Raw genomic sequence first — 20,353 nt, 5'->3', positions numbered from 1 at the left:
AACCGCTTCGTGCCACCAACCTCAAGTTACGGGCGTTTTGTTCTATCCATTTCGAAATAATTCGTGAAGTAAGGCAACAAAAACGTCATACCGCCCGGAATAATAATCATTTCTTTTCGCAAAAATTTGATCCAAATCATTGGCACCCCCGTAAAGGGGGGTAAGCTGCCGGCGTTGCCTGCCGCGCGCTTTGGCAACAGGCTTATTTCGGGGGAATTCCATGGTGGACCGGTCCGCTGCCGACATGACGAACAAGCGCCTTTCCGTGTTCCAGGTGAGCGAGGCCGATCTCCAGCTGCTGGCGCGGCACAGGGACTTTGCCGAGAAGCGGCTGCCCGCTCTCATCGAATCCTGGCATGAGCGCTTTTCCGATTGGCCGGAGATCCAGGCGACGCTGCGCATCCCCTCGGTGCACGCCGTCCGCGTCCGGCATTGGGTTCTCGCCGCGTCGGGCAAGCTGGACGATGCCTTCCTGGAGTCCGCGAACCGGCTCGCCAGGGCTTTCTACGAGCATGGGGTTCCGGCCTACGCCGTGTCGATCTGCCACTCCATCGTCATGAGGGGTGTGATCGAGGAACTTCAGCTCGACGCTCCCGCACGGGGCCTGTTCGGGCGCCGCGAGGCGGAGGAAAAGGCGGCGCTGCGCCGGGCGCTCAGCAAGGTGGTGTGGCTCGACCTGGAGCTGCTGCTGGAGACCTACGCGACGGCCGAAGCCGAGAGCAAGCGCAAGATCGCGCACCGGATTGCCGAGGATCTGGAAGGCAGCATCAAGTCCGTCATCCAGAACACGGCCTCGGCCACCAGCCAGATGCAGGGCAACGCCCAGCGCATGACGCAGATCGCGGAGACCACCAGCCGCCAGTCGGAGGAGGTGAGCGGCGCCGCCGCGCAGGCCTCCATGAACGTGCAGACCGTGGCCGCCGCAGCCGAGCAGCTCACCGCCTCCATTTCCGAGATCGCGCGCAACGTCAGCCAATCCTCGCAGATCGCCAGCTCAGCCGTTGTCGAGGCGGAGCGGACCAACGCGACGGTCAGCGGGCTCGTCGAGGCGGCCAAGCGCATCGACGAGGTCGTCAGCCTGATCCACAACATCGCCAGCCAGACGAACCTGCTGGCGCTGAACGCAACCATCGAGGCGGCGCGCGCGGGCGAGGCCGGCAAGGGCTTCGCCGTCGTCGCCAGCGAGGTGAAGAACCTCGCGAACCAGACCGCCAAGGCGACCGAGGAGATCTCCAGCCAGATCGCCGCCATGCAGCAGGCCGCGCGCGACTCCGCCCAGGCGATCGGCAGCGTCGGCAACACCATCACCCGGATCAACGCCATCGTCACCAACGTCGCCGCAGCCGTCGAGGAACAGGCCGCCTCGACGGAGGAGATCGCACGCAACGTCCAGGAAGCGGCGACGGGAACCGAGCGCGTCAACCGCACCATCGGCGACGTCACCCAGGGCGCCACGGAGACCGGGGCCATCGCCGAGGAGGTCCTGCAGGCCGCCGACCTGCTGCGCAAGGACGCCGACACTCTGAGCGGCGAGGTCGATGCCTTCCTCACGCGCATCCGCGCCGCCTGACGCACTGCCAGTTAAGACCGGGTTCGGAAAATTCCGACCTCCGAACCTGGTACAGGGCCGCGACTGCGGCCCCGCGCCCCGCCCCCCGCGCCACGGGGCGCGGAAGTCCTGACCACAGGTCGGGACGTCATGAAAATCGTATAGGACCGTGAGGAAGGGGGGAGCCGAAGGGCTCCCCTTTTTCATTTCGCCGTGCGTCGGTTCGGCTCCAGAACGCGCGCACTATGCGGTGCAGGCGGTCGTTCGAAGATTGCCGCGATGCCGACGGTTCCTTGCCCTCGTCTGTCGTACGACGAGAAAAACTTTGAGGGTGAGGTGGAGGGGTGTGAGGTTTCCCTTCCACCATGAAAAGAAAAAGTCGGTATTTGATACAAATCAAGGGCGATCAGGGTGCGGGTGTCATGCTAGGGTTATATGAAACAAGGCGTAGCTCTGCTCATGGCATATGCCGTGTCGGCGGAGCGCCGCAACCATGGAGGGCGCCCTTGATCCGCTGGTTCGTCAATCAACGCCTGCTCACGAAGATCCTGTTTCCGGTCGCCCTCCTGGCCGCCGTCGTCGGCGTGATCGCCTGGACGGCCGTGACGCGGGTCTCCGCCCTTGACGATGTGACGCGCGAAGCCGTCAGCATGGTCGCCGAACGCCGGGCGCAGATGCTGGACGTCGGCCGCCAACTCAACGCCGCGACGGTCGCGGAGAAGAACGTCATCCTCGAGACCCGCGACAGCGAGATGCGGGCCTACGCCGACCAGTTCCGCGAAGCGCGGACCTCGGCGGAGGCGATCATCGCAACGCTCGGGGCGACCGCGAACACGGACCAGCGCCGGGAGACGGCGCGCACCCTTCAGACGCTGCTCGGCGCCTACTTCGCCGCGGCGGACAAGGTCATCGCGGTCGGCTTGCAGAACCGGCTCGAGGAAGCCTTCAGGATCAGCGCCGAAGAGGCCGGTCCCGCCCGCCGCAAGGCCGTGGAGTTCATCGAGCAGCGCGTCGATGCGAACCGGAAGAACATGGCGGAGATGGTCGAGCGCACCGGGGCGATGGCGGTCGACACCAGGGATGCCGTGCTGATCACCTCCGTCACGGGCCTCCTGCTCGGGCTGGGGCTGACGCTGCTGATCGTCGTCCGGCTCATCGCCCGGCCGCTGACGGGCATCACGGCCGCGATGGGGCAACTCGCCCAGGGCGACCTCGACACCGCCGTCCAGGGCTGCGACCGCAAGGACGAGGTCGGTTCGCTCGCCCGCTCGCTCCAGGTCTTCAAGGACAACGGGATCGAGATGCAGCGCCTCCAGCATGAGCAGGAGGAGCAGAAAGCGCGGGCCGAAGCGCAGCGCAAGGCCGAACTGGCGCAGCTCGCGGCGAACTTCGAGCACAGCGTCCAAGGGATCGTGCAAACGGTGGCCGCATCCGCGACGCAGATGCAGGGTGCGGCGACGTCGCTGTCCTCTTCCGCCGCCCAGGCGAGCAGCCAGGCGACCGCCGTCGCCGCCGCGTCGGAGCAGTCCTCGGCCAACGTGCAGACGGTCGCCGCCGCGACCGAGGAGCTGGCCGCCTCCATCCTGGAGATCGGCCGTCAGGTCTCCACCCAGACCCGCATCAGCGGCGAGGCCGTGCGGGAGGCCGAACGGACGCAGAGCAGCATGCAGGGCCTCGTCGATGCCGCCTATCAGATCGGTGAGGTGGTCGGGCTGATCAACTCCATCGCCGGCCAGACGAACCTGCTGGCGCTGAACGCCACCATCGAGGCGGCGCGCGCCGGCGAGGCCGGCAAGGGCTTCGCCGTCGTCGCCAGCGAGGTCAAGGCGCTGGCCAATCAGACCGCGAAGGCGACCGAGGAGATCCAGTCCAAGGTGAAGGAGATCCAGGGGGCGACCGGCGGCGTGCAGGGAGCGATCGCGAACATCGGCCGGACGATCGGCGAGCTGAACGAGATCGCGACGGGCATCGCCGCGGCCATCGAGGAGCAGAACGCCGCGACCGGCGAGATCTCCGGCAACGTCGCCCAGGCGGCGCGCGGGGCGGAGGAGGTCAACCTCAACATCACCGGCGTGACCCAGGCCGCGACCGAGACCGGCTCCGCCGCCACCCAGGTGCTGGGCACCGCCAACAGCCTCGCCGAGGAGGCCGAGCGGCTGAAGGCCGAGGTCGGCAACTTCCTCGCCACCGTCCGCGCCGCCTGACCGGCAGGGCAGGGCCGGAAACGAAGAGGGGGAGCCGCGAGGCTCCCCCTTTTTCATGGCGATGGCGTCGTGGCGACGTTGTCGTTGCAAGGTCCGCCGTGACGGAAGCGGCGCCTCAGCCGAGATTGTGCTTGGCGACCACGGCCGCGAAATCCTCGCCGAAATGCTCGCCGGTGCGGATGACGGACACGCCCGGCGGGATTTCCTTCAGGGCGGGGTTGTCGAGGTTCAGCGAGGTCAGCAGCGCCATCGGCACGTCGCGGGTGACGCTCATGGCACGCAGGCCGCGGATGAGGTCGAGACCCGACAGCCCGTCCATCACCATCGAGGCGATCACCATGTCCGGTGGCACCCGGACGGCGAGGCTGATCGACTCGATCGGGTCGCCGACCGTCACGGTGCGGTAGCCGCAGGCCGCCATCTCCGTGCCGAGCTTGCGGGCGACCACCTTGGACGGCGTGACCAGCATGATTTCGACGTTGCGGATCTCGACGTCCGTCACCTCGAACTGGTAGCGGACGGGCAGGGCGCGGATGATCTGGTTGGTTTCGGCGAGCTGCGGCTGCTCCGCCCGGTCGACCAGCTGGGCGATGCGATCGAGGAAGATGTGCAGGTCGGCCAGCTTGCGGTCGTCGAGCCGGGGAACGCCGGCGAGATAGTCCTCCAGCCGGTGCGCCACGAGGCTGACGGCCGGGAAGCCGAAGGACGTGCCCATGCCCTTGAGGTTGTGCGTCTCGAGCCGGAGCAGGCCGAGGACCTCCGCGTCGGCGCGCAGGCCCTTCTCGGCGTCGCTCACCGCCCGGTTCATCGTCTCCAGTCGGTCTCGCGCGTCATCGACGAACTCGATGCGGAGTTGCGCTTCCAAATCGTCGGGCGAGGCGAGCACGGTCATGGGCGGATCCGGGTTGGCGCTTTCGGGAGGGATGTACTCCCAAGGCTACCCACAACCTGTTAAGAAATCTTTCCGGAGGCGGCGGTCATTCCCTTGTTTGACGCCGTGTCCTCAGATCCGCGCCAGCAGGCTGTTGAACCAGGCGAGCCGCTGCTCGGCCTGGGCGATGTCATGCTCCAGCCATTCGGTGAAATGACCTTCGGCCTCCGCCTTGGCCTCGGTGCGCTTCAGGTCGCCGAGCCGGGCCAGCTCCGTCTCGTGCAGCGAGGCCAGATGGTCGATCTGGTCCTTCTGCGCCTCGGTGTCGAGAAGATGCAGAAAGCGCAGCTTCAAGCCGATCACGAGCTTGTTCAGACCGTCGGCCGAGGGCGCGCGCACGTTGGCGCGCATCAGCGTGTCGAACTCCGTCCGACCGGGCGGGGTGGCGTGGAGCAGGGCGTTGTCTTCCATGCCCGTGCCGTCCAGCGCCTCGATCAGCCCCTCATAGCGCAGCATCTCCAGCGAGGTGCCCATGAGGTCGAGCGACGGGCCGGCGATGCGGTCGAGGAAATGGCGGACCGAGGAGGCCAGGTCGGCGTAGCGCTGCGGCCCGTTCTGGATCAGCGTCCCCAGAACGGCGAGGCGGACGGCCTCCTTCGGCATCAGCGAATTGTCGCGGTACATGGTGGACTCCCTTCCGGCGCCGCCCGCCTGGCGGCGGGGCATGACGATTCCGTCCGCTGAAGGTAAGGCGTCGGGGCGCCTTAGTCCAGATGGCTGAAAGGCACGGATGGATGGGGCCGGCGGCGGAAGCGGGAACGCGGGCGGGCGGGGGCTGTTGTTTCGGGGGAGACGTCATCTCGACAAGAATCGAAGGGAGACCACCGTGACCAAGCTTGCCGCGATCGCCGCCGTCATGGCGCTGGGCCTCGCGCCGGCCGCGCTGGCCCAGAGCCAGGGCCAGCTGGAGGCCCAGCAGGCCCCCGTGCAGCGGACCGCGCCGGAGGACACCCATGGGACGGGCATGGACGGCTACCGGGGAGCGGAAAAGGGTGTGGGCGAACAGCATGGCGGGCCGTCCGGCGACCGGCTGGCGTCGCCCGCCGACCCGAACTACACCCCGCCGCCGGGCCAGGGCAACCGCATGGGGTCCTCGGACAACGGCACCGCCTCCACCAACGCCAAGACGCAAGAGTCGCTGAACGAGGACCGCGAGCGTCCGCAGACGGCGGAGGAGCCGTCGAACGACCCCGGCGAGAACGACCGGCTGTACCGCGTCGATCCGGGCGACCGCACCCAGATCAAGCCGGCCGACGACGCGTCCGCCAACCCGAAGCCGGACTCGTCCAAGTAAGAAGGGGCCAAGTGCGGCGGGAGGTTCAGGCCGCCAGCCGCAGGTCCAGCCGGCTCCAGACGTCGAGGAGCGCGTCCACGAGGCGCGCCATCTCGGCGTCGCCGTGCAGCGGGGTCGGCGTGAAGCGCAGCCGCTCCGTGCCGCGCGGCACGGTCGGGTAGTTGATGGGCTGCACGTAGATGCCGTGGCGCTCCATCAGCTCGTCCGTGGCCTGTTTGCAGCGGCGCGGGTCGCCGACCATCACCGGCACGATGTGGCTGACCGACGGCATGACCGGCAGCCCCGCCTCGCCCAGCATGCGCTTCAGCGTCGCGGCGCGCTCCTGATGGCGCTCGCGCTCCGCCTGGCTGTTGCGCAGGTGGCGGACGCTGGCCAGCGCGCCGGCGGCGAGCACCGGCGACAGCGAGGTCGAGAAGATGAAGCCGGCCGCGAAGCTGCGGATGCAGTCGATCAGCGCGTTCGAGCCGGTGATGTAGCCGCCCTGCACGCCGAAGGCCTTGCCCAGCGTCCCCTCGATGATCGTCAGCCGGTCCGCCGCGCCGTCACGCTCGGAAACGCCGCCGCCCTGGGCGCCGTACATGCCGACCGCGTGGACCTCGTCGATGTAGGTCAGCGCGCCGTGCTTCTCCGCGACGTCGCAGATGTCGTGGATGGGCGCGATGTCCCCGTCCATCGAATAGACGCTCTCGAAGGCCACGACCTTGGGCCGGTCCGGCGAGATCTGCGACAGCAGCTCGTCCAGATGCTTGGGGTCGTTGTGGCGGAAGATGTGCTTCTCGGCGCCGCTGTTGCGGATGCCCGTGATCATGGAATTGTGGTTCAGCGCGTCCGACAGGATGACGCAGCCCGGCAGGATCTTGCCCAGCGTGGTCAGCGTCGCGTCGTTGGACACGTAGCCGGACGTGAAGAGGAGCGCCCCCTCCTTGCCGTGCAGCTCGGCCAGTTCGCGCTCCAGCAGCACATGGTAGTTGTTGGTGCCGGAGATGTTGCGCGTGCCGCCGGCCCCGGCCCCGACCTCGTCCAGCGCCCGGTGCATCGCCGAGAGCACCGCCTCGTGCTGGCCCATGCCGAGATAGTCGTTGGAGCACCAGACGGTCACCTCGCGTTCGGCGCCAGTGCAGTCGCGGCAGACGGCCTTCGGAAAACTTCCCGCCCGGCGTTCCAGGTTGGCGAACACCCGGTATCGGCCCTCGTTCTTGAGGGCGGCGATCTGGGTGCGGAAGAAGTTCTCGTAATCCATGGCTCTGTCCGTTCGCGATGCTGCGCGGGTGCTTCCGGCCCGCGGAAGGGCCGTGCGGCGCGTCCTGTCCTTCGGCTTTACCGATGCCGGCCAAGGGGCCTACGGCCTTTCGGCCGATGGCTCGCCGGCCTTCGGAAGATGGCATGATCGCATGTGGGTTTCCACCCGGCATTGATCGAAATCAGGGGTGCGGCCGGACCGCTTTTCTCATCCGGCCGCACCCGCGGGAGCTTACGGCTTCAGCACGGGAAGGGCGGCGTCCAGCGCGCGGCCGAGCCGGTCGAACATGTCCTCCACGTCGCTCTCCGTCGCGATCAGCGGCGGGCAGAGCGCCACCGCGTCGCCCATGGCGCGGGCGATCAACCCGTTCTCCTGGCACAGGGAATTGACCACGGCGCCGGCCCGGCCGGGCGGATCGAAGGGCGTCTTGCCGGCCTTGTCGGCGACGATCTCGACCGCACCCACGAGGCCGATGCCGCGCGCCTCCCCGACCAGCGGATGGGCCCCCAGCGCCTTGAGCCGGCGCTGGAAGACCGGCGCCACGGAGCCGACGTGGGACACTATGTCGCGCTCCTCGTAGATCTTCAGCGTCTCAAGCGCCACCGCCGCCGCCACGGGGTGGGCGGAGTAGGTGTAGCCGTGGCCGAAGGTGCCGATCTTGCGGCTCTCGTCCAGGCAGGCCTGGTAGATCTTCTCATTGACCATCACGGCGGAGATCGGCAGGTAGCCGGCCGACAGCTGCTTGGCGCAGGTCAGGATGTCCGGCTGCATGTCCATGGTCTGGGAGCCCCAGAAGCGGCCGGTGCGCCCGAAGCCGCAGATGACCTCGTCGGCGATCAGCAGCACGTCGTACTTCTTCAGCACCGCCTGGACCTTCGCCATGTAGGTCGCCGGCGGCACGATGACGCCGCCGGCCCCCATGACCGGCTCCGCGAACATGGCGGCCACCGTGTCCGGCCCCTCGGCCAGGATGGTGGCTTCCAGGTTGGCGGCGAGGCGGGTGGCGAAATCCTCTTCGCTCTCGCCCGGCTCGGCGAAGCGGTAATGGTGCGGGCAGTCCACATGCATGATGCGCGCGATCGGCAGGTCGAAGTCGCGGTGGTTGTTCGGCAGCCCGGTGAGGCTGGCCGAGGCGACGGTGACGCCGTGATAGGCCTTGATCCGGGAGAGGATCTTCTTCTTCTCGGGGCGGCCGAGCGCGTTGTTGTAGTACCAGATCAGCTTGACGGCGGTGTCGTTCGCCTCCGAACCGGAATTGGCGAAGAACACCTTCGACATCGGCACCGGCGCCAGCCTGATCAGCGCCTCGGCGAGGTCGATGCCAGGCTCGTGCGACTTGTGGGTGAAGGTGTGATATGTGGCCAGCTTGCGCATCTGCCGCGCCGCCGCCTCGACCAGCCGCTCCTCGCCCCAGCCGAGCGAGGCGCACCACAGGCTGGCCATGCCCTCGATGTATTCCTTGCCGGCGTCGTCGTAGACGCGGATGCCCTGGCCCCGGTCGATGATCATCGGCCCCTGCGTCTCGTGCAGGTCGAGATTCGTGTAGGGGTGCAGGAAATAGGCCTTGTCGCGGCTCGCCGCGGAGTTGCCGGCCGCGGTGGCCGTCAGATCGTTCACGCCAGTCATGATTGTTTCGCCCCGTTCTGTTCCAGCCGGCTTCGCCGCGTGACTTGTTCTCGTCGAACGGACTTCTTCGGGCGGCCGTCATCAACCATAACCCCGCCGGCTTCGCCCGACAAAGCTTCGCCGGGAGCATTGCGGCTATGCGCCGTGGCGTCCGGGCCACTTGGGCCGGCGCCCGCAAGGCCGCTCTGGACGGGGTGCCGCCGCCGGGCTATCCGGTGGGGAGGGGCGTCGGGAGGACGGCCCCGAACCAGGGAGGAGGCCGGCCTTGTACACGCTCTACGCCATGCCCAGCAGCGCCGCCATGGCGCCCCACATCCTGCTGCGCGAGATCGGCGCGCCCTTCGAACTGAGGATGCTCGACCGGCAACGCGGCGAGCACAAGGAGCCCGGCTATCTGGCGCTGAACCCGAACGGGCGCGTGCCAACGCTGCTGGACGGCGACCTGGTTCTGTACGAGGCGGCGGCGATCTGCCTGCATCTCGCCGACCGGCATCCGGACGCCGGGCTGGCGCCGGCGCCCGGCACGCCCGAGCGGGCAGACCTCTACAAGTGGCTGGTTCATCTGACGAACACCGTACAAGCCGACATGCTGCTGTACTTCTACCCGCAGCGCTACGTGTCGGGTGCCGAGGCGGAGGCCGCCTTCAAGGCCGGGGCGGAGGCGCGCATCGCCGCGCATTTCGACCGGCTGGACCAGGAACTCGCCGGGAAGGACTATCTGGTGGGAGGCCGCTACGGCGTGGCCGACGCCTTCCTTTTCATGCTGGCGCGCTGGACCCGCTTCATGGCCCGGCCGGCCCGCGGCCGGGTCAATTTCGGCCCTTACCTCGCCCGCATCCTGGAGCGCCCGGCCGTGCGGGAGAGCTTCGCCGCCGAGGGGCTGAGCGATCCCTACTACTGATCGGTTGCGGGGGTTTGTCGAACGGGGTGTGCCGGGGCGTTTCGCACCGGCATGACCGGCATGACCGGCAAAGCCGCCAATCGCGCCATGCGCAAACAGATAAACAGCCCGCCTTCCTGGGGAAGGGGCTGCATATCCGTGCGGGCCGTTTTCTTGTTTCTTTGTCGCTGCTGTTGCGCAGCACGTCCTTGTTGGACGTTTCCTCCCTAGCCTTGGGCCGCTGAAGACAAGCTAACGCCGTCCGGCTTTTGATGCAAGGGCAAATTGCTGGAGTCCCAAACAAATTTTCTGTCCCGCTTCCGTTTGGCGGCCGTTCCGTTCATGAGCGGGAGCGCACGAGCCCGACAGGGAGATGAATGGGCTGTAAGGCGGGCGTAACGTGGATGTCAGGATTCAAACATAATCAGTGAAACGAACTGTTAAAGATTGCGTCCTATCCTGCTTCCTGGAACGGGGATGGCCGCGTCGGCGGGCGTCGCCCACGCAACACCGCCGGAGGGGATGCGCGATGGAAAGCTTCTCGATGTCCGTCAAGGAATGGGGCCTTCACACCGTCCTGCACAGGGATCTATCGGTCGCCGAGGCGGGCCGGCTGTCCGCCCTGCTGGAGGACGCCGCGGGCGGCTTCATCGCGTCGGGGCGCCGGTGCAACCTTATCGTCGATCTCCGGGGGACGGAGGCCGGTCATGTCCACTCCCCGCATGTTGCGGCACTCTTCGCCGTCCTGAAGCGGGCGGAAGGCGCCCGCTGCTCGCTGATCGTCCATGGGCTGCCGCAGAGCGCCGCGCTGGAACGCGCCGCGCTGGACCGGGGCCTGTCCGCAGGGTTGCGGGTCTTCGCGGGCGACGGCCGTGACCGGGCGGCGGTCGCCGCCGCCTACAAATGGGCTCTGGACGGCACCGAGCCCTGCCGGCCTGCCAAGGGCGAGATCCTGCCCTTCATCGCAGCCGCCACGGTGCGCCGCGCGGCGCTCCCGGTGCAAGGGCTGCGCCGGGCCTCCTGACCTCCCGGCCCTTCGGCTTCCGAACAAAAATTCTGAACACAAACCATGAGCCCGGCGGTGAGCACCGCCGGGTTCGTGGCTTTTGTGCCCCGAAGTTCCGAATGGCGAAGTCTGGGGCCGGATTCCCGTTGCCGCAAAAACCGACAATGTGTAGTGTATACATTGAACATCGATTGAGGCGGCGGAAGGGCGGATCATGGCGGGCAGGCTTGCGGGAAAGCGCGCCTTCGTCACCGGGGCGGGGCAGGGCATTGGGCGGGCCATCGCGCTGGCCTTCGCGGCGGAGGGCGCGTCGGTCGTCGCCGCGAGCCGCACCCTGTCCAAGATGGAGGATCTGCCCGGACTCGATCCGGCGATCACGCCCGTGGCGCTGGACGTCACCGACGGCCCGGCGGTGGCCCGCGCCGTCGCGGCGGCCGGGGCGCTCGACATCCTCGTCAACGGCGCCGGCTGGGTCCAGAACGGGACCATCCTGGACTGCTCGCCGGAGGATTGGGCACGCAGCCTCGACCAGAACGTCACCTCGATGTACCACACCATCCGGGCGGCGCTGCCGGGCATGCTGGAGCGGCGGAGCGGGGCGATCGTCAACGTCGCCTCGGTCGCCTCCAGCCTGACGGGCGTGCCGAACCGCGCCGCCTACGGAACCGCCAAGGCGGCGGTGATCGGGCTGACCAAGGCGGTGGCCCGCGACTTCATCGGGTCGGGCGTCCGCTGCAACGCGCTCTGCCCGGGCACGACCCATTCGCCCTCGCTGGAGGACCGCATCCAGGCGAGCCCCGATCCCGAGGCGATGCGCGCCCAGTTCATCGCGCGCCAGCCGATGGGGCGGCTCGGCACGGTGGAGGAGATGGCCGCCGCGGCCGTCTTCCTGTCCGGCGCCGAATCGGGTTTCATGACGGGACACACACTCGTTATCGACGGAGGCCAGACGCTGTGACCGGAACCGAAAAGCCGCAATCCTCCCCACCCAACGTGCTGCGTTACGACGCCGCCGCACTCGACTCCTTCTGCCGTGCGGTGTTCCTGGCGGCAGGGGCGGACCAGGCGACGGCGGACGCCGCGACTCGCGCGATGATGCACGGCTCCAGCCTGGGGGTGGACAGCCACGGCGTGCGGCTGCTGATGCATTACGTGACGGTGATGACGCAAGGGCGGGTCAACCCGCGCCCGAACCTGCGCTTCGTCACGGAGTTCGGCGCCGTCGCCACGCTGGACGCCGACGACGCGCACGGGGCACTCGGCGCCTACCGGGCGCAGGAGAAGGCGGTCGAGCTGGCGGGGACCTTCGGCATCGGCGCGGTCGCCGTGCGCAACAACTCGCATTTCGGACCGGCGGGCGCCTACGCGCTGGCCGCAGCGGAAGCCGGCTGCATCGGCATGGCCTTCTGCAATTCCGACAGCTTCATGCGGCTGCATGACGGGGCCGAGCGCTTCCACGGCACCAACCCCATCGCCGTCGGCGTGCCCGTGGAGGGCGAGCGTCCCTGGCTGTTCGACATGGCGACCAGCGCCGTGCCCTACAACCGCGTGCAGCTCTACCGCAGCCTCGGCCGGACCCTGCCGGCGGGCGTGGCGTCGGACGAGAACGGCGTGGACACGACCGACCCCGAGAAGGCGGAAATGCTGGCCCCGCTCGGCGGCGAGATCGGCTTCAAGGGCGCCGGACTCGCCGGCATGGTGGAGATCCTGAGCGCCGTTCTGACCGGCATGAAGCTGAGCTTCGACATCCTGCCGATGCCCGGCCCGGACATGAGCACCCCGCGCGGCATGGGCGCCTTCGTCATGGCGATCCGGCCGGAGGCCTTCCTGACCAAGGCGGAGTTCCAGGGCGGCATGGCCCGCTACCTGGAGCGGCTGCGCGGCTCGCGCACCCTGCCGGGCAAGACCGTCATGGCCCCCGGCGACCGCGAATGGGCGGAAGCCGACCACCGCCGGCAACAGGGCATCCCCATCGACCCGACGACGGTGGAGGCCTTCGCCCAGCTCGGGCAGCGCTACGGCCTTCAGGTCCCCAGCCCGAAGGGCTGAGGGCCGGTTGCAAGAAGACCTCAGGCGCGGAGCAACCGCGCCGGACATGCAAGGAAGCCCGCACCTTTCCCCGCCCGGTCCGCCGGAGGGGGAGAGGCCGGCCTTCAGGGAGGAAGCATGACCACACGGCGCCTCGACACGGCCATGGCCGGCCGGTGACCGGCGGTTCCTCCGACCGCATCGACCCCACAACGCGAGTTCTTGAAAACGCGAGTTCTTGAAAAGGAGCGGATCATGGCACGGTTCGGCAACACTCTCCTCTCCGTCTGCGCGGCGCTCGGCCTGCTGGCCGCTGCCGGCGGGGCGGCCCAGGCGCAGGAGAAGTTCACCCTGCGCTTCAACCACGTGCTCGCCCCGAACGAGCCCTTCCACAAGGGCTTCGTCAACTGGGCCAAGCGCGTCGAGGAGCGCACCAAGGGCGGCCTTCGCATCGACGTCTTCCACAGCGCCCAACTGGGCGTGGAGGAGGACATCATCGAGCAGATGCGCCAGGGCGCCAACGTCGGCCAGAACACGGACGCGGCGCGGCTCGGCACCTACGTCCCCGGCCTCGCCGTCGTGAACGGCCCCTATTTCGTCGAGACGCTCGATGAGGTCGGCAAGCTGGCCCAGGCCCCGACCATGGTGAAGTGGCAGGAGGAGCTGGCGGAGAAGCACGGGCTGAAGGTCGTCTGCTTCAACTGGGTCCAGGGCGCCCGGCATTTCTTCACGAACAAGCCGATCAAGACCCCGCAGGACCTCAGCGGGATGCGCGTCCGCACGCCGCCGGCCCCGATCTGGCAGGAATCCATCCGCGCGCTCGGCGCCTCGCCGGTGGCGATGCCCTTCGGCGACATGTATCCCGCCCTCCAGCAGCAGGCCATCGACGGGGTCGAGCTGGTCTACAACAACATTCCCGGCGGCCGCTTCTACGAAGTGCTGCAATACGCCAACGAGACCAAGCACATCACCCTGATCAACTTCGAGGTGATCAGCGCCGCCTTCTTCAACAAGCTGCCCAAGGACTACCAGACGGCGCTGGTCGAGGAATGCACGAAGGCCGGCGAGGAAACCTCCCGCAACATCCAGGAGCTGGAGGCCAAGACCAAGGAGCAGATCACCTCGCGCGGCATGACCATCGTCAAGGACGTGGACCTCGCCGCCTTCCGCACGGCGGGCGAGCAGGCCTACAAGAAGCTGAACCTCAGCGACGCCAAGGCCGCCGTCTACAAGGAAATCGGCAAGTAAACACCCGCCGGGACCGGGGAGAGAACCGCGAAGGGAGCGCGAAATGACGAGCTTCTATCGATATCTGTGCAAGGCGGAGGCCGTCGTCGCGGGCCTCTTCCTGGTCCTGATGGTCGTGCTGATATTCTGCGGCGGCGTCGCCCGCCTGATGCATTACCCGATCAATTGGGCGAACGACGTCGCCACCTGCCTGTTCGCCTGGGCCTGCTTCCTGTGCGCCGACATCGCCTGGCGGCGCGACAGCCTGATGTCCATCGACCTGCTGACCGCCCGCGCCTCGCCGGGGGTGCGCCGCGCGGTCGCGACGCTCAACCACGCGATCATCGCGCTGTTCCTGGTCTTCCTGATCGTCGCCGGGGTCTGGCTGTCCTGGACCAGCCGGGCGCGCAGCTTCCAGGGCATCCCGGAGATCAGCTACAGCTGGGTGACCATGAGCCTGCCGGTGGGTGCGGCCCTGCTGCTGATCACCTGCATCGGCAAGATGCGGCGGGAGTTCCAGGGTGGGGCGGGGCTGCACGAGGGCGGCTTGAAGACGGAGAACGCGTGATGCTGCTGGTTGCCATCGGATTCGCCGTCTTCGTCCTGATGGGCATGCCCGTGGCCTTCGCCATCGGTATCTCCGGCGCGCTGTTCTTCCTGCAGAACCCGGACCTGCCCTTCACCATCCCGGTGCAGGTCACGATCTCGCAGACGCAGAACTTCGCGCTGCTGGCCATCCCGCTCTTCATCATCGCCGGCAACTTCATGAACAAGTCCGGCATCACCGAACAGCTGCTCAACCTCGCCTCGGTCATCACCGGGCGCTGGAAGGGCGGGCTGGCCCAGGTGTCCATCGCGCTGTCGGCGCTGATGGGCGGCGTGTCGGGATCGGCCATCGCCGACGCGGCGATGCAGGCGCGCATGCTCGGCGACGGCATGATGAAGCGCGGCATGACCAAGGGCTTCGCGGCGGGCATCATCGCCTTCGGGTCGGTGCTGACGCCGGTCATCCCGCCGGGCATCGGCATGATCCTCTACGGCACCATCGGCCAGGTCTCCATCGGCCGGCTCTTCGCGGCGGGATTCGTGCCGGCCCTGCTGCTGTGGGTGGCACTCGGCGTCACCGTCTCGATCACCGCCCGCATGCGCGGCTACGAGCCGGAGCGGCGCACCCGCCTGCCGGCCCGCGAGATCGCCGGCGCCTTCCGGGGTGGCATCTGGGCGCTGCTCTTCCCGGTCTTCCTGTTGCTCGGCCTGCGCATGGGCGTCTTCACCCCGTCGGAGATCGGCGCCTTCGCGGTGGTCTACGCCGTGCTCATCGGGCTGCTGGTCTATCGTAAGCTGCGCAGGGCGAGCTTCATCGAGGCGCTGGAGGGCAGCCTGGCCGATGTGGGTGCCGTGATGTTCCTGATCGCCCTGTCGGCGATCTTCAGCTACGGCATCGTTCTGGAGCGCGTGCCCGAGCTGATCGCCGAGGGCATCACAGGCGTCACCGAGAACCTGAACGGCGTCATCGCGCTGATCGTGCTGTTCGTGCTGATCGCCGGCTTCGTCGTGGACGGGACGGTGCTGGTCATCATGCTGACGCCGATCTTCCTGCCGGTGGTGCTGAACCTGGGCGGCGACCCCGTGCATTTCGGGATCATCTTCATCATCGCCGCGACCATCGGCAACTTCACCCCGCCGGTCGGGGCGGCCATGTACGCGGTCTGCTCGGTCCTGAAATGCCCCCTGGGCGAGTACACGCGGGAGTCCGTACCCTTCTTCATCGCGGTTTCCGTGGTGACGCTCCTCCTCATCCTGGCGCCGCAGGTCGTCCTCTACGTGCCGAACCTGCTGTTCAACCGCTTCTGAGGCATCATACCGGGGCATGGAATTTTCCACCCAAAGCTGATGCGGCGGGGCGGGGCTTGGACTAGACTTTCCCTCCGGCACCCTCAACAGCGCGGACGGGGATGGAAGGCGAAGCGTCGAAAAGCCAGGCTCCGGGACCGGCGGCGGGGCGCAGCCCCCGCCTGCACGAGCAGGTCGCGTCGGAGATCGAGCGGCGCGTCGCCGCCGGCCATCTCGAAGCGGGCGCTCCCCTGTTCGAGGTGACGCTGGCCGAGGAGTTCGGCGTCAGCCGCGCGCCCGTCCGCGCGGCGCTCCAGAGGCTGGAGCGGGCGGGCCTCGTCCGCCGGTCGGAGAACCGCCGCAGCTACGTCGTCGCGGACGGCGCGCCGGTGCCGGGCCTGTTGCCGAACGCGGCTCCGGACGCGGCACCGGCCGGGCAGAGGCTGACGGCGGCGGCGAGCTGGGCCGGCATCTACCAGGACGTCTCCCGCCAGGCGACCGTGCGCGCCGCCTTCGGGCGCTGGCGGATCGTCGAGACCGAACTCGCCCTCCATTACGGGGTCAGCCGCACCGTCGCGCGCGAGGTGCTGGCGCGGCTGGAGCATGTCGGCATCATCCGCAAGGACAGCCGTTCGCGCTGGTACCTCCCGGCCCTGACGCGCGACCGCGCCGGCGAGCTGTACGAGATGCGCCGCATCCTGGAGCCGGTGGCCCTGCGCAAGGCGGCACGCCATGTTCCGCGCGCGCTTTTGGCGGCGATGCGCGCCGAGCTGGAGGCGGCGCGCGAGCGGCCGGACCAGGTGCCGCCGCGGGAACTCGACCGGCTGGAGCAGCGGATGCACGTGGAGCTGCTGTCCCACGGCGACAACGCGACTCTGCTGGAGACGCTGCAGCATTACCACGCGCTGCTCATCACCAACTCCGTTCTCTACGAGGCAACCAGCGCCGCCTTCCAGTCCGATCCTTTCATCGAGGAGCATCTGGACATCGTCCGCGCGCTGGAGGCCGGCCGGTCCGAGGAGGCCGCCGAACGGCTGGAGGAGCATCTGCGCGTCTCGCTGGGCCGCGCGCTGGGCCGCATCGACCGCCTGGTGCGCAACGGCGCGCTGGAGCCCTTGCGCTACCTGACGCCGGCGGCGGACGCCGCCGCGAAGGACTGACGCCCGGCAGGGCGGCCATGCTTCAGGGCCGGTCCGGCGCCTTCGTCACGGCGATCCAGATCCCGAGGACGACGGCAAGCAGGCCGGCGAACAGCTGGAGGCTCACCGGCTCGCCCAGGATCGCCGAACCCAGGAGCGACGCGGTGACCGGGTTGACGGTCACGGAGACCGCGACGCGCGTCGGAGTGGTCCGTTTCAGGGCGAAGGCCCACAGGAAGAAGATCAGCGCTCCCCCGACCGCCCCGAGATAGAGCGTCGCCGACCACTGGGCGCCGTCGAACGCCGCGAGCGCGGAAAAGGAGCCCCGAAAGGCGGCGATGCCCACCAGCGCGGCCGTGCCCGAGACCATCGCCAGGGCCGTGAAGCGCAACGGCCCGCTTCGCGTGATGAAGGGCCTCGACCCGATGTTGTAGAGCGCCATGCAAAGCGCCGCCCCGACCATCAGCATATCTCCCCGCCAAGCCCCGGCGGGTGCCGCCGCCAAGCCGTCCGGCTCCCCGGATGCCAGCGCGAAGGCCACCCCCGCCGTGGCGATCACGACTCCCGCCGATTTCCGTGCCGTCAGCGGCTCCGCGCCAAGGACCGCCGCGACCGTCATGGTGAGCAGCGGCAGCGTCGAGAGGGCAAGCGCACCCCGCGCCGCCGTCGTGAAGGCGAGCGACGCGTTGAACAGGACAGGGAAGAGGGCGAAGAACAGGAGCCCCAGCCCGGCGACCCCGGCCCAGTCCCCACGGCCCGGCCAGCGCTCCCGGCTCCAGAGCGCGAGCGGGAGCAGGAGGAGGAAGCCCAGCCCGAAGCGGAGCGCCGCGAGGGTCAGGGGATCAGTCGCCTTCACGACATAGCGGGTCGCGACGACGGCGGTTCCCCCGAGCGCGCTTGAGAGTACCGCCGCCAGCACCCCGGTCAGCTCGCCCATGCCATCTCTCCCGCGCCGCCCGCCGGGCGGTCCCAACGGATGATCATGCCCCGGGCTCCTTTCGTTTTGACGCGGTGGGGAGCGTAGGGGATGGTGGGCCGTGAACGAAATCGATGGTGCGCGTCATGGCAATCGACCACGTCAATCTCGCCCGGATCGACCTGAACCTGCTGGTCGCCTTCGACGCCCTCGTCACGGAAGGGCACGTCACGCGCGCGGCGCGGAAGGTCGGGGTTGGCCAGCCGGCCATGAGTCACAGCCTGAGGCGCCTGCGCCAGCTCTTCGCCGACGACCTCCTGGTCCGCTCCGGCACGGAGATGCGGCCGACGCCGCGCGCCCTGCAATTGAGCGCCAGCGTCCGGGCGATCCTGGCGGAGCTGCAATCCTCGGTGATCGCGGCCACCCGGTTCGACGCGGCCCAATCGGACCGGCTGTTCACCATCGGCATCTCGCCGAGCCTGGAGATCGCCCTCGCGCCGAAGCTGCTCGCGCTGGTGCGGGCGGAAGCGCCGGGGGTGCGGTTCAGCGTGCGGACGGAAGCGCCCGACTCCATGCTGCGGGCGCTGGACGAGGGACGGATGGATGTGGCGGTCGGAAGCTTCAGCGACGGGGCGGCGCATCACAAGCGACGCGCGCTGGCCCCGGCGGATGGGTATCTCTGCCTGTTCGACGCGGCGCGGACGGGCTTGAGCGCGCCGGTCGGCCGGGACGACTTCCTCCGGCTGCCGCACATCACCGTCCAGTCCACCGACGGTGCGTCGCAGGCGCTGGACCGCGCCCTGGCGGAGCAGGGCATCCGCCGGCAGGTGCTGTTCCAGACGCCGCACGTGCTCGCCGTGCCCTACCTGCTGCGCGAGACCGAGGCCATCGCGCTGCTCTGCCGGCGGACGGCGCTGCTCTGCGCCGCGACCTTCGGCCTTCAGACCAGCCCGATCCCATTCGACCTTCCGCTACAGCCGGTGGGGATGGTCTGGCACGCGTCCCACGACCGCGAACCCGGGAATCAGTGGCTCCGCGACCGGCTGTCCGCCGCCGCCCGCGCCGCCGACCCCTGATGGGAATTACTCTTCCGCCGTGACGGCCTCGACCGTCAGGACCATGCCCTTGTGGCCGGTGATGCGCACCGGCGTGCCGGCCGGGCGGTCCGGCCCTTCGACCTGCCACAGCGTGTCGCCGACGAAGAGCCGCCCGCGCCCGTTGTGGATCGGCTCGCCGAGCGTCGCGCGGCGGCCGACGAGCTGGCCCGCGCGGTCGTTGATTCCCGTCGGGTCGGCCCCCGGCGGGTTCCGCCGCGCGCGGGCGATGGCGAAGCCGATCGCGGCGGCCGAGAGCAGGGTGAAGAGCGCCAGTTCCTGGAACAGCGGCCAGCCGCCGGACAGGTAGGCCGCAAGCCCGGTGACCAGGGCCGCACCCCCGAACCAGACCAGGAACAGGCCGGGCACCACCAGTTCGAGCGCGACGAGGCCGGCGCCGAGGGCGGCCCAGAGCAGCGGGGACATGGGCTCAGCCCTCCGCCGGGCCGGGGGAGGACCAGGGGCCGGGCCTCGGCGCCGCGGGGGCGGGGGGAACGGCGGGCGTGGCGCCGCGGACGATCTCGCCCAGCCCGGCGAGCGCCCCGGCGACGCCGGCCATCTCCACGGGCAGCACCATGGTCTTCTGGTTGGGCGAGTCGGCGAAGGCCTTCAGCGCCTCCATGTATTTCTGGCCGAGGAAGTAGCCGAGCGCCTGGCTCGATCCCTGGGCCACCGCCTCCGACACGAGGCGCGTCGCCTTGGCCTCCGCCTCGGCCAGACGCTCGCGCGCCTCCGCCTCCAGCTTGGCGGCCTCCAGCTTGCCCTGGGCGATGCGGATCTGGCTTTCCTTGTCGGCGTCCGCCTCCAGGATCTGGGCGCGGCGGTCGCGCTCGGCCTTGAGCTGCCGGCCCATGGCCTGGACGATGTCCGCGGGCGGGGTGATGTCGCGCAGCTCGATGCGGGTGACGCGCACGCCCCAGGAGGCCGTCGCCTCGTCCACCGCGCGCAGCAGGGCGGCGTTGATCGTCTCGCGCTGGCTCAGCAGCTCGTCCAGGTCCATCGATCCCATGACCGTGCGGAGCGTGGTCATGGAGAGCGTCTGGATCGCGCGCTGAAGGTCGTTGACCTCGTAGGTCGCCTTCTTCGGGTCCATCACCTGGAAGAAGAGCACGCCATCGGCGGTGACGGCGGCGTTGTCCTTGGTGATCACGCTCTGGGACGGTACGTCCACCACCGTCTCCCGCATGTCCATGCGGGCTCGCACGGAGCTGATGAGCGGCACGATGACGTTGAAGCCCGGCATCAGCGTTTCCTGGTAGCGGCCCAGCCGCTCCACGATGAAGGTTGATCCCTGGGGGACGATGCGCACGCTGGTCAGAACGACGAGCACGACCAGGGCCAGCGCGACGGCCACGAGTATGACGAGGTCCATGGGGGCTCCACTGT

The 20,353-nt window shown here is 68.9% G+C and carries 19 protein-coding genes; 12 read left to right on the top strand and 7 right to left on the bottom strand.

The window, feature by feature from the left end:
- Positions 1 to 220 precede the first annotated feature (220 nt).
- Together JUB11_RS00765 and JUB11_RS00760 are read left to right on the top strand one after the other, a co-directional pair.
- Positions 221 to 1,570 (top strand): globin-coupled sensor protein, encoded by a 1,350-nt coding sequence (locus JUB11_RS00765; RefSeq protein ID WP_207455293.1) that lies wholly within the window; start codon positions 221 to 223, stop codon positions 1,568 to 1,570.
- Between the two features lie 485 nt (positions 1,571 to 2,055).
- A complete protein-coding gene (locus tag JUB11_RS00760; protein ID WP_207455292.1) occupies positions 2,056 to 3,753 on the top strand; it encodes a methyl-accepting chemotaxis protein in 1,698 nt (565 codons plus the stop codon).
- 115 nt (positions 3,754 to 3,868) lie between these two features.
- Here the strand turns inward: JUB11_RS00760 and JUB11_RS00755 are convergent, their stop codons facing one another.
- Complete coding sequence (locus JUB11_RS00755) at positions 3,869 to 4,645, bottom strand: Hpt domain-containing protein (RefSeq protein ID WP_207455291.1); 777 nt, start codon at positions 4,643 to 4,645, stop codon at positions 3,869 to 3,871.
- A 111-nt stretch (positions 4,646 to 4,756) separates the two neighbouring features.
- A complete protein-coding gene (locus JUB11_RS00750; RefSeq protein WP_207455534.1) occupies positions 4,757 to 5,308 on the bottom strand; it encodes a hypothetical protein in 552 nt (183 codons plus the stop codon).
- Between the two features lie 202 nt (positions 5,309 to 5,510).
- On the opposite strand from JUB11_RS00750, the gene JUB11_RS00745 reads away from it, so the two are divergent.
- The gene (locus JUB11_RS00745) at positions 5,511 to 5,978 is read left to right on the top strand and encodes a hypothetical protein (RefSeq protein WP_207455290.1); all 468 of its coding nucleotides are present in this window, start codon (positions 5,511 to 5,513) and stop codon (positions 5,976 to 5,978) included.
- Positions 5,979 to 6,003: 25 nt separating this feature from the next.
- On the opposite strand, the gene hemA is transcribed toward JUB11_RS00745, so the two are convergent.
- Positions 6,004 to 7,218 (bottom strand): 5-aminolevulinate synthase, encoded by a 1,215-nt coding sequence (hemA, locus tag JUB11_RS00740; RefSeq protein WP_207455288.1) that lies wholly within the window; start codon positions 7,216 to 7,218, stop codon positions 6,004 to 6,006.
- 231 nt (positions 7,219 to 7,449) lie between these two features.
- Positions 7,450 to 8,844 (bottom strand): aspartate aminotransferase family protein, encoded by a 1,395-nt coding sequence (locus JUB11_RS00735; RefSeq protein ID WP_207455287.1) that lies wholly within the window; start codon positions 8,842 to 8,844, stop codon positions 7,450 to 7,452.
- 265 nt (positions 8,845 to 9,109) lie between these two features.
- Between JUB11_RS00735 and JUB11_RS00730 the strand changes: the two genes are divergently transcribed.
- From JUB11_RS00730 to JUB11_RS00695, 8 genes are all read left to right on the top strand, one after another.
- Positions 9,110 to 9,745 (top strand): glutathione S-transferase N-terminal domain-containing protein, encoded by a 636-nt coding sequence (locus tag JUB11_RS00730; RefSeq protein WP_207455286.1) that lies wholly within the window; start codon positions 9,110 to 9,112, stop codon positions 9,743 to 9,745.
- Positions 9,746 to 10,253: 508 nt separating this feature from the next.
- Positions 10,254 to 10,748, top strand: a complete 495-nt coding sequence (locus JUB11_RS00725) for a hypothetical protein (protein ID WP_207455285.1) — start codon at positions 10,254 to 10,256, stop codon at positions 10,746 to 10,748.
- A gap of 196 nt (positions 10,749 to 10,944) precedes the next feature.
- On the top strand, positions 10,945 to 11,688 hold the full coding sequence (locus JUB11_RS00720; protein WP_207455284.1) for an SDR family oxidoreductase: 744 nt from the start codon (positions 10,945 to 10,947) through the stop codon (positions 11,686 to 11,688).
- Positions 11,685 to 12,779, top strand: a complete 1,095-nt coding sequence (locus JUB11_RS00715; protein ID WP_348771328.1) for an Ldh family oxidoreductase — start codon at positions 11,685 to 11,687, stop codon at positions 12,777 to 12,779. Before JUB11_RS00720 ends, JUB11_RS00715 begins: the two co-directional genes overlap by 4 nt.
- 234 nt (positions 12,780 to 13,013) lie before the next feature.
- The gene (locus JUB11_RS00710) at positions 13,014 to 14,006 is read left to right on the top strand and encodes a C4-dicarboxylate TRAP transporter substrate-binding protein (RefSeq protein WP_207455283.1); all 993 of its coding nucleotides are present in this window, start codon (positions 13,014 to 13,016) and stop codon (positions 14,004 to 14,006) included.
- A gap of 43 nt (positions 14,007 to 14,049) precedes the next feature.
- Complete coding sequence (locus tag JUB11_RS00705) at positions 14,050 to 14,553, top strand: TRAP transporter small permease (protein WP_207455281.1); 504 nt, start codon at positions 14,050 to 14,052, stop codon at positions 14,551 to 14,553.
- Positions 14,553 to 15,839 (top strand): TRAP transporter large permease subunit, encoded by a 1,287-nt coding sequence (locus JUB11_RS00700; protein WP_207455530.1) that lies wholly within the window; start codon positions 14,553 to 14,555, stop codon positions 15,837 to 15,839. Before JUB11_RS00705 ends, JUB11_RS00700 begins: the two co-directional genes overlap by 1 nt.
- Before the next feature lie 101 nt (positions 15,840 to 15,940).
- Positions 15,941 to 16,978 (top strand): GntR family transcriptional regulator, encoded by a 1,038-nt coding sequence (locus JUB11_RS00695; RefSeq protein ID WP_207455278.1) that lies wholly within the window; start codon positions 15,941 to 15,943, stop codon positions 16,976 to 16,978.
- 22 nt (positions 16,979 to 17,000) lie between these two features.
- On the opposite strand, the gene JUB11_RS00690 is transcribed toward JUB11_RS00695, so the two are convergent.
- A complete protein-coding gene (locus tag JUB11_RS00690; RefSeq protein ID WP_207455275.1) occupies positions 17,001 to 17,894 on the bottom strand; it encodes a DMT family transporter in 894 nt (297 codons plus the stop codon).
- A gap of 125 nt (positions 17,895 to 18,019) precedes the next feature.
- On the opposite strand from JUB11_RS00690, the gene JUB11_RS00685 reads away from it, so the two are divergent.
- Positions 18,020 to 18,949, top strand: a complete 930-nt coding sequence (locus JUB11_RS00685; RefSeq protein WP_207455273.1) for a LysR family transcriptional regulator — start codon at positions 18,020 to 18,022, stop codon at positions 18,947 to 18,949.
- A gap of 6 nt (positions 18,950 to 18,955) precedes the next feature.
- Here JUB11_RS00685 and JUB11_RS00680 read toward each other — a convergent pair whose 3' ends face one another.
- On the bottom strand, positions 18,956 to 19,393 hold the full coding sequence (locus tag JUB11_RS00680; RefSeq protein ID WP_207455271.1) for an NfeD family protein: 438 nt from the start codon (positions 19,391 to 19,393) through the stop codon (positions 18,956 to 18,958).
- 4 nt (positions 19,394 to 19,397) lie between these two features.
- A complete protein-coding gene (locus JUB11_RS00675) occupies positions 19,398 to 20,339 on the bottom strand; it encodes an SPFH domain-containing protein (RefSeq protein ID WP_207455269.1) in 942 nt (313 codons plus the stop codon).
- Positions 20,340 to 20,353 lie beyond the last annotated feature (14 nt).

It is taken from the genome of Azospirillum sp. SYSU D00513 (genome assembly GCF_017356015.1).
Lineage (GTDB): Bacteria > Pseudomonadota > Alphaproteobacteria > Azospirillales > Azospirillaceae > Azospirillum.
Note: the sequence above shows the minus strand (reverse complement) of the source record. Positions and strands in the feature narration are given on the sequence as shown.

What these genes read in the sequence shown, in the direction of transcription:
- JUB11_RS00680 (WP_207455271.1), bottom strand. Translation starts at nt 19,393, where the DNA reads ATGTCCCCGCTGCTCTGGGCCGCCCTCGGCGCCGGCCTCGTCGCGCTC.
- JUB11_RS00690 (WP_207455275.1), bottom strand. Translation starts at nt 17,894, where the DNA reads ATGGGCGAGCTGACCGGGGTGCTGGCGGCGGTACTCTCAAGCGCGCTC.
- JUB11_RS00685 (WP_207455273.1), top strand. Translation starts at nt 18,020, where the DNA reads ATGGCAATCGACCACGTCAATCTCGCCCGGATCGACCTGAACCTGCTG.
- JUB11_RS00735 (WP_207455287.1), bottom strand. Translation starts at nt 8,844, where the DNA reads ATGACTGGCGTGAACGATCTGACGGCCACCGCGGCCGGCAACTCCGCG.
- JUB11_RS00675 (WP_207455269.1), bottom strand. Translation starts at nt 20,339, where the DNA reads ATGGACCTCGTCATACTCGTGGCCGTCGCGCTGGCCCTGGTCGTGCTC.
- JUB11_RS00710 (WP_207455283.1), top strand. Translation starts at nt 13,014, where the DNA reads ATGGCACGGTTCGGCAACACTCTCCTCTCCGTCTGCGCGGCGCTCGGC.
- JUB11_RS00700 (WP_207455530.1), top strand. Translation starts at nt 14,553, where the DNA reads ATGCTGCTGGTTGCCATCGGATTCGCCGTCTTCGTCCTGATGGGCATG.
- hemA (WP_207455288.1), bottom strand. Translation starts at nt 7,218, where the DNA reads ATGGATTACGAGAACTTCTTCCGCACCCAGATCGCCGCCCTCAAGAAC.
- JUB11_RS00720 (WP_207455284.1), top strand. Translation starts at nt 10,945, where the DNA reads ATGGCGGGCAGGCTTGCGGGAAAGCGCGCCTTCGTCACCGGGGCGGGG.
- JUB11_RS00695 (WP_207455278.1), top strand. Translation starts at nt 15,941, where the DNA reads ATGGAAGGCGAAGCGTCGAAAAGCCAGGCTCCGGGACCGGCGGCGGGG.
- JUB11_RS00765 (WP_207455293.1), top strand. Translation starts at nt 221, where the DNA reads ATGGTGGACCGGTCCGCTGCCGACATGACGAACAAGCGCCTTTCCGTG.
- JUB11_RS00725 (WP_207455285.1), top strand. Translation starts at nt 10,254, where the DNA reads ATGGAAAGCTTCTCGATGTCCGTCAAGGAATGGGGCCTTCACACCGTC.
- JUB11_RS00750 (WP_207455534.1), bottom strand. Translation starts at nt 5,308, where the DNA reads ATGTACCGCGACAATTCGCTGATGCCGAAGGAGGCCGTCCGCCTCGCC.
- JUB11_RS00705 (WP_207455281.1), top strand. Translation starts at nt 14,050, where the DNA reads ATGACGAGCTTCTATCGATATCTGTGCAAGGCGGAGGCCGTCGTCGCG.
- JUB11_RS00755 (WP_207455291.1), bottom strand. Translation starts at nt 4,645, where the DNA reads ATGACCGTGCTCGCCTCGCCCGACGATTTGGAAGCGCAACTCCGCATC.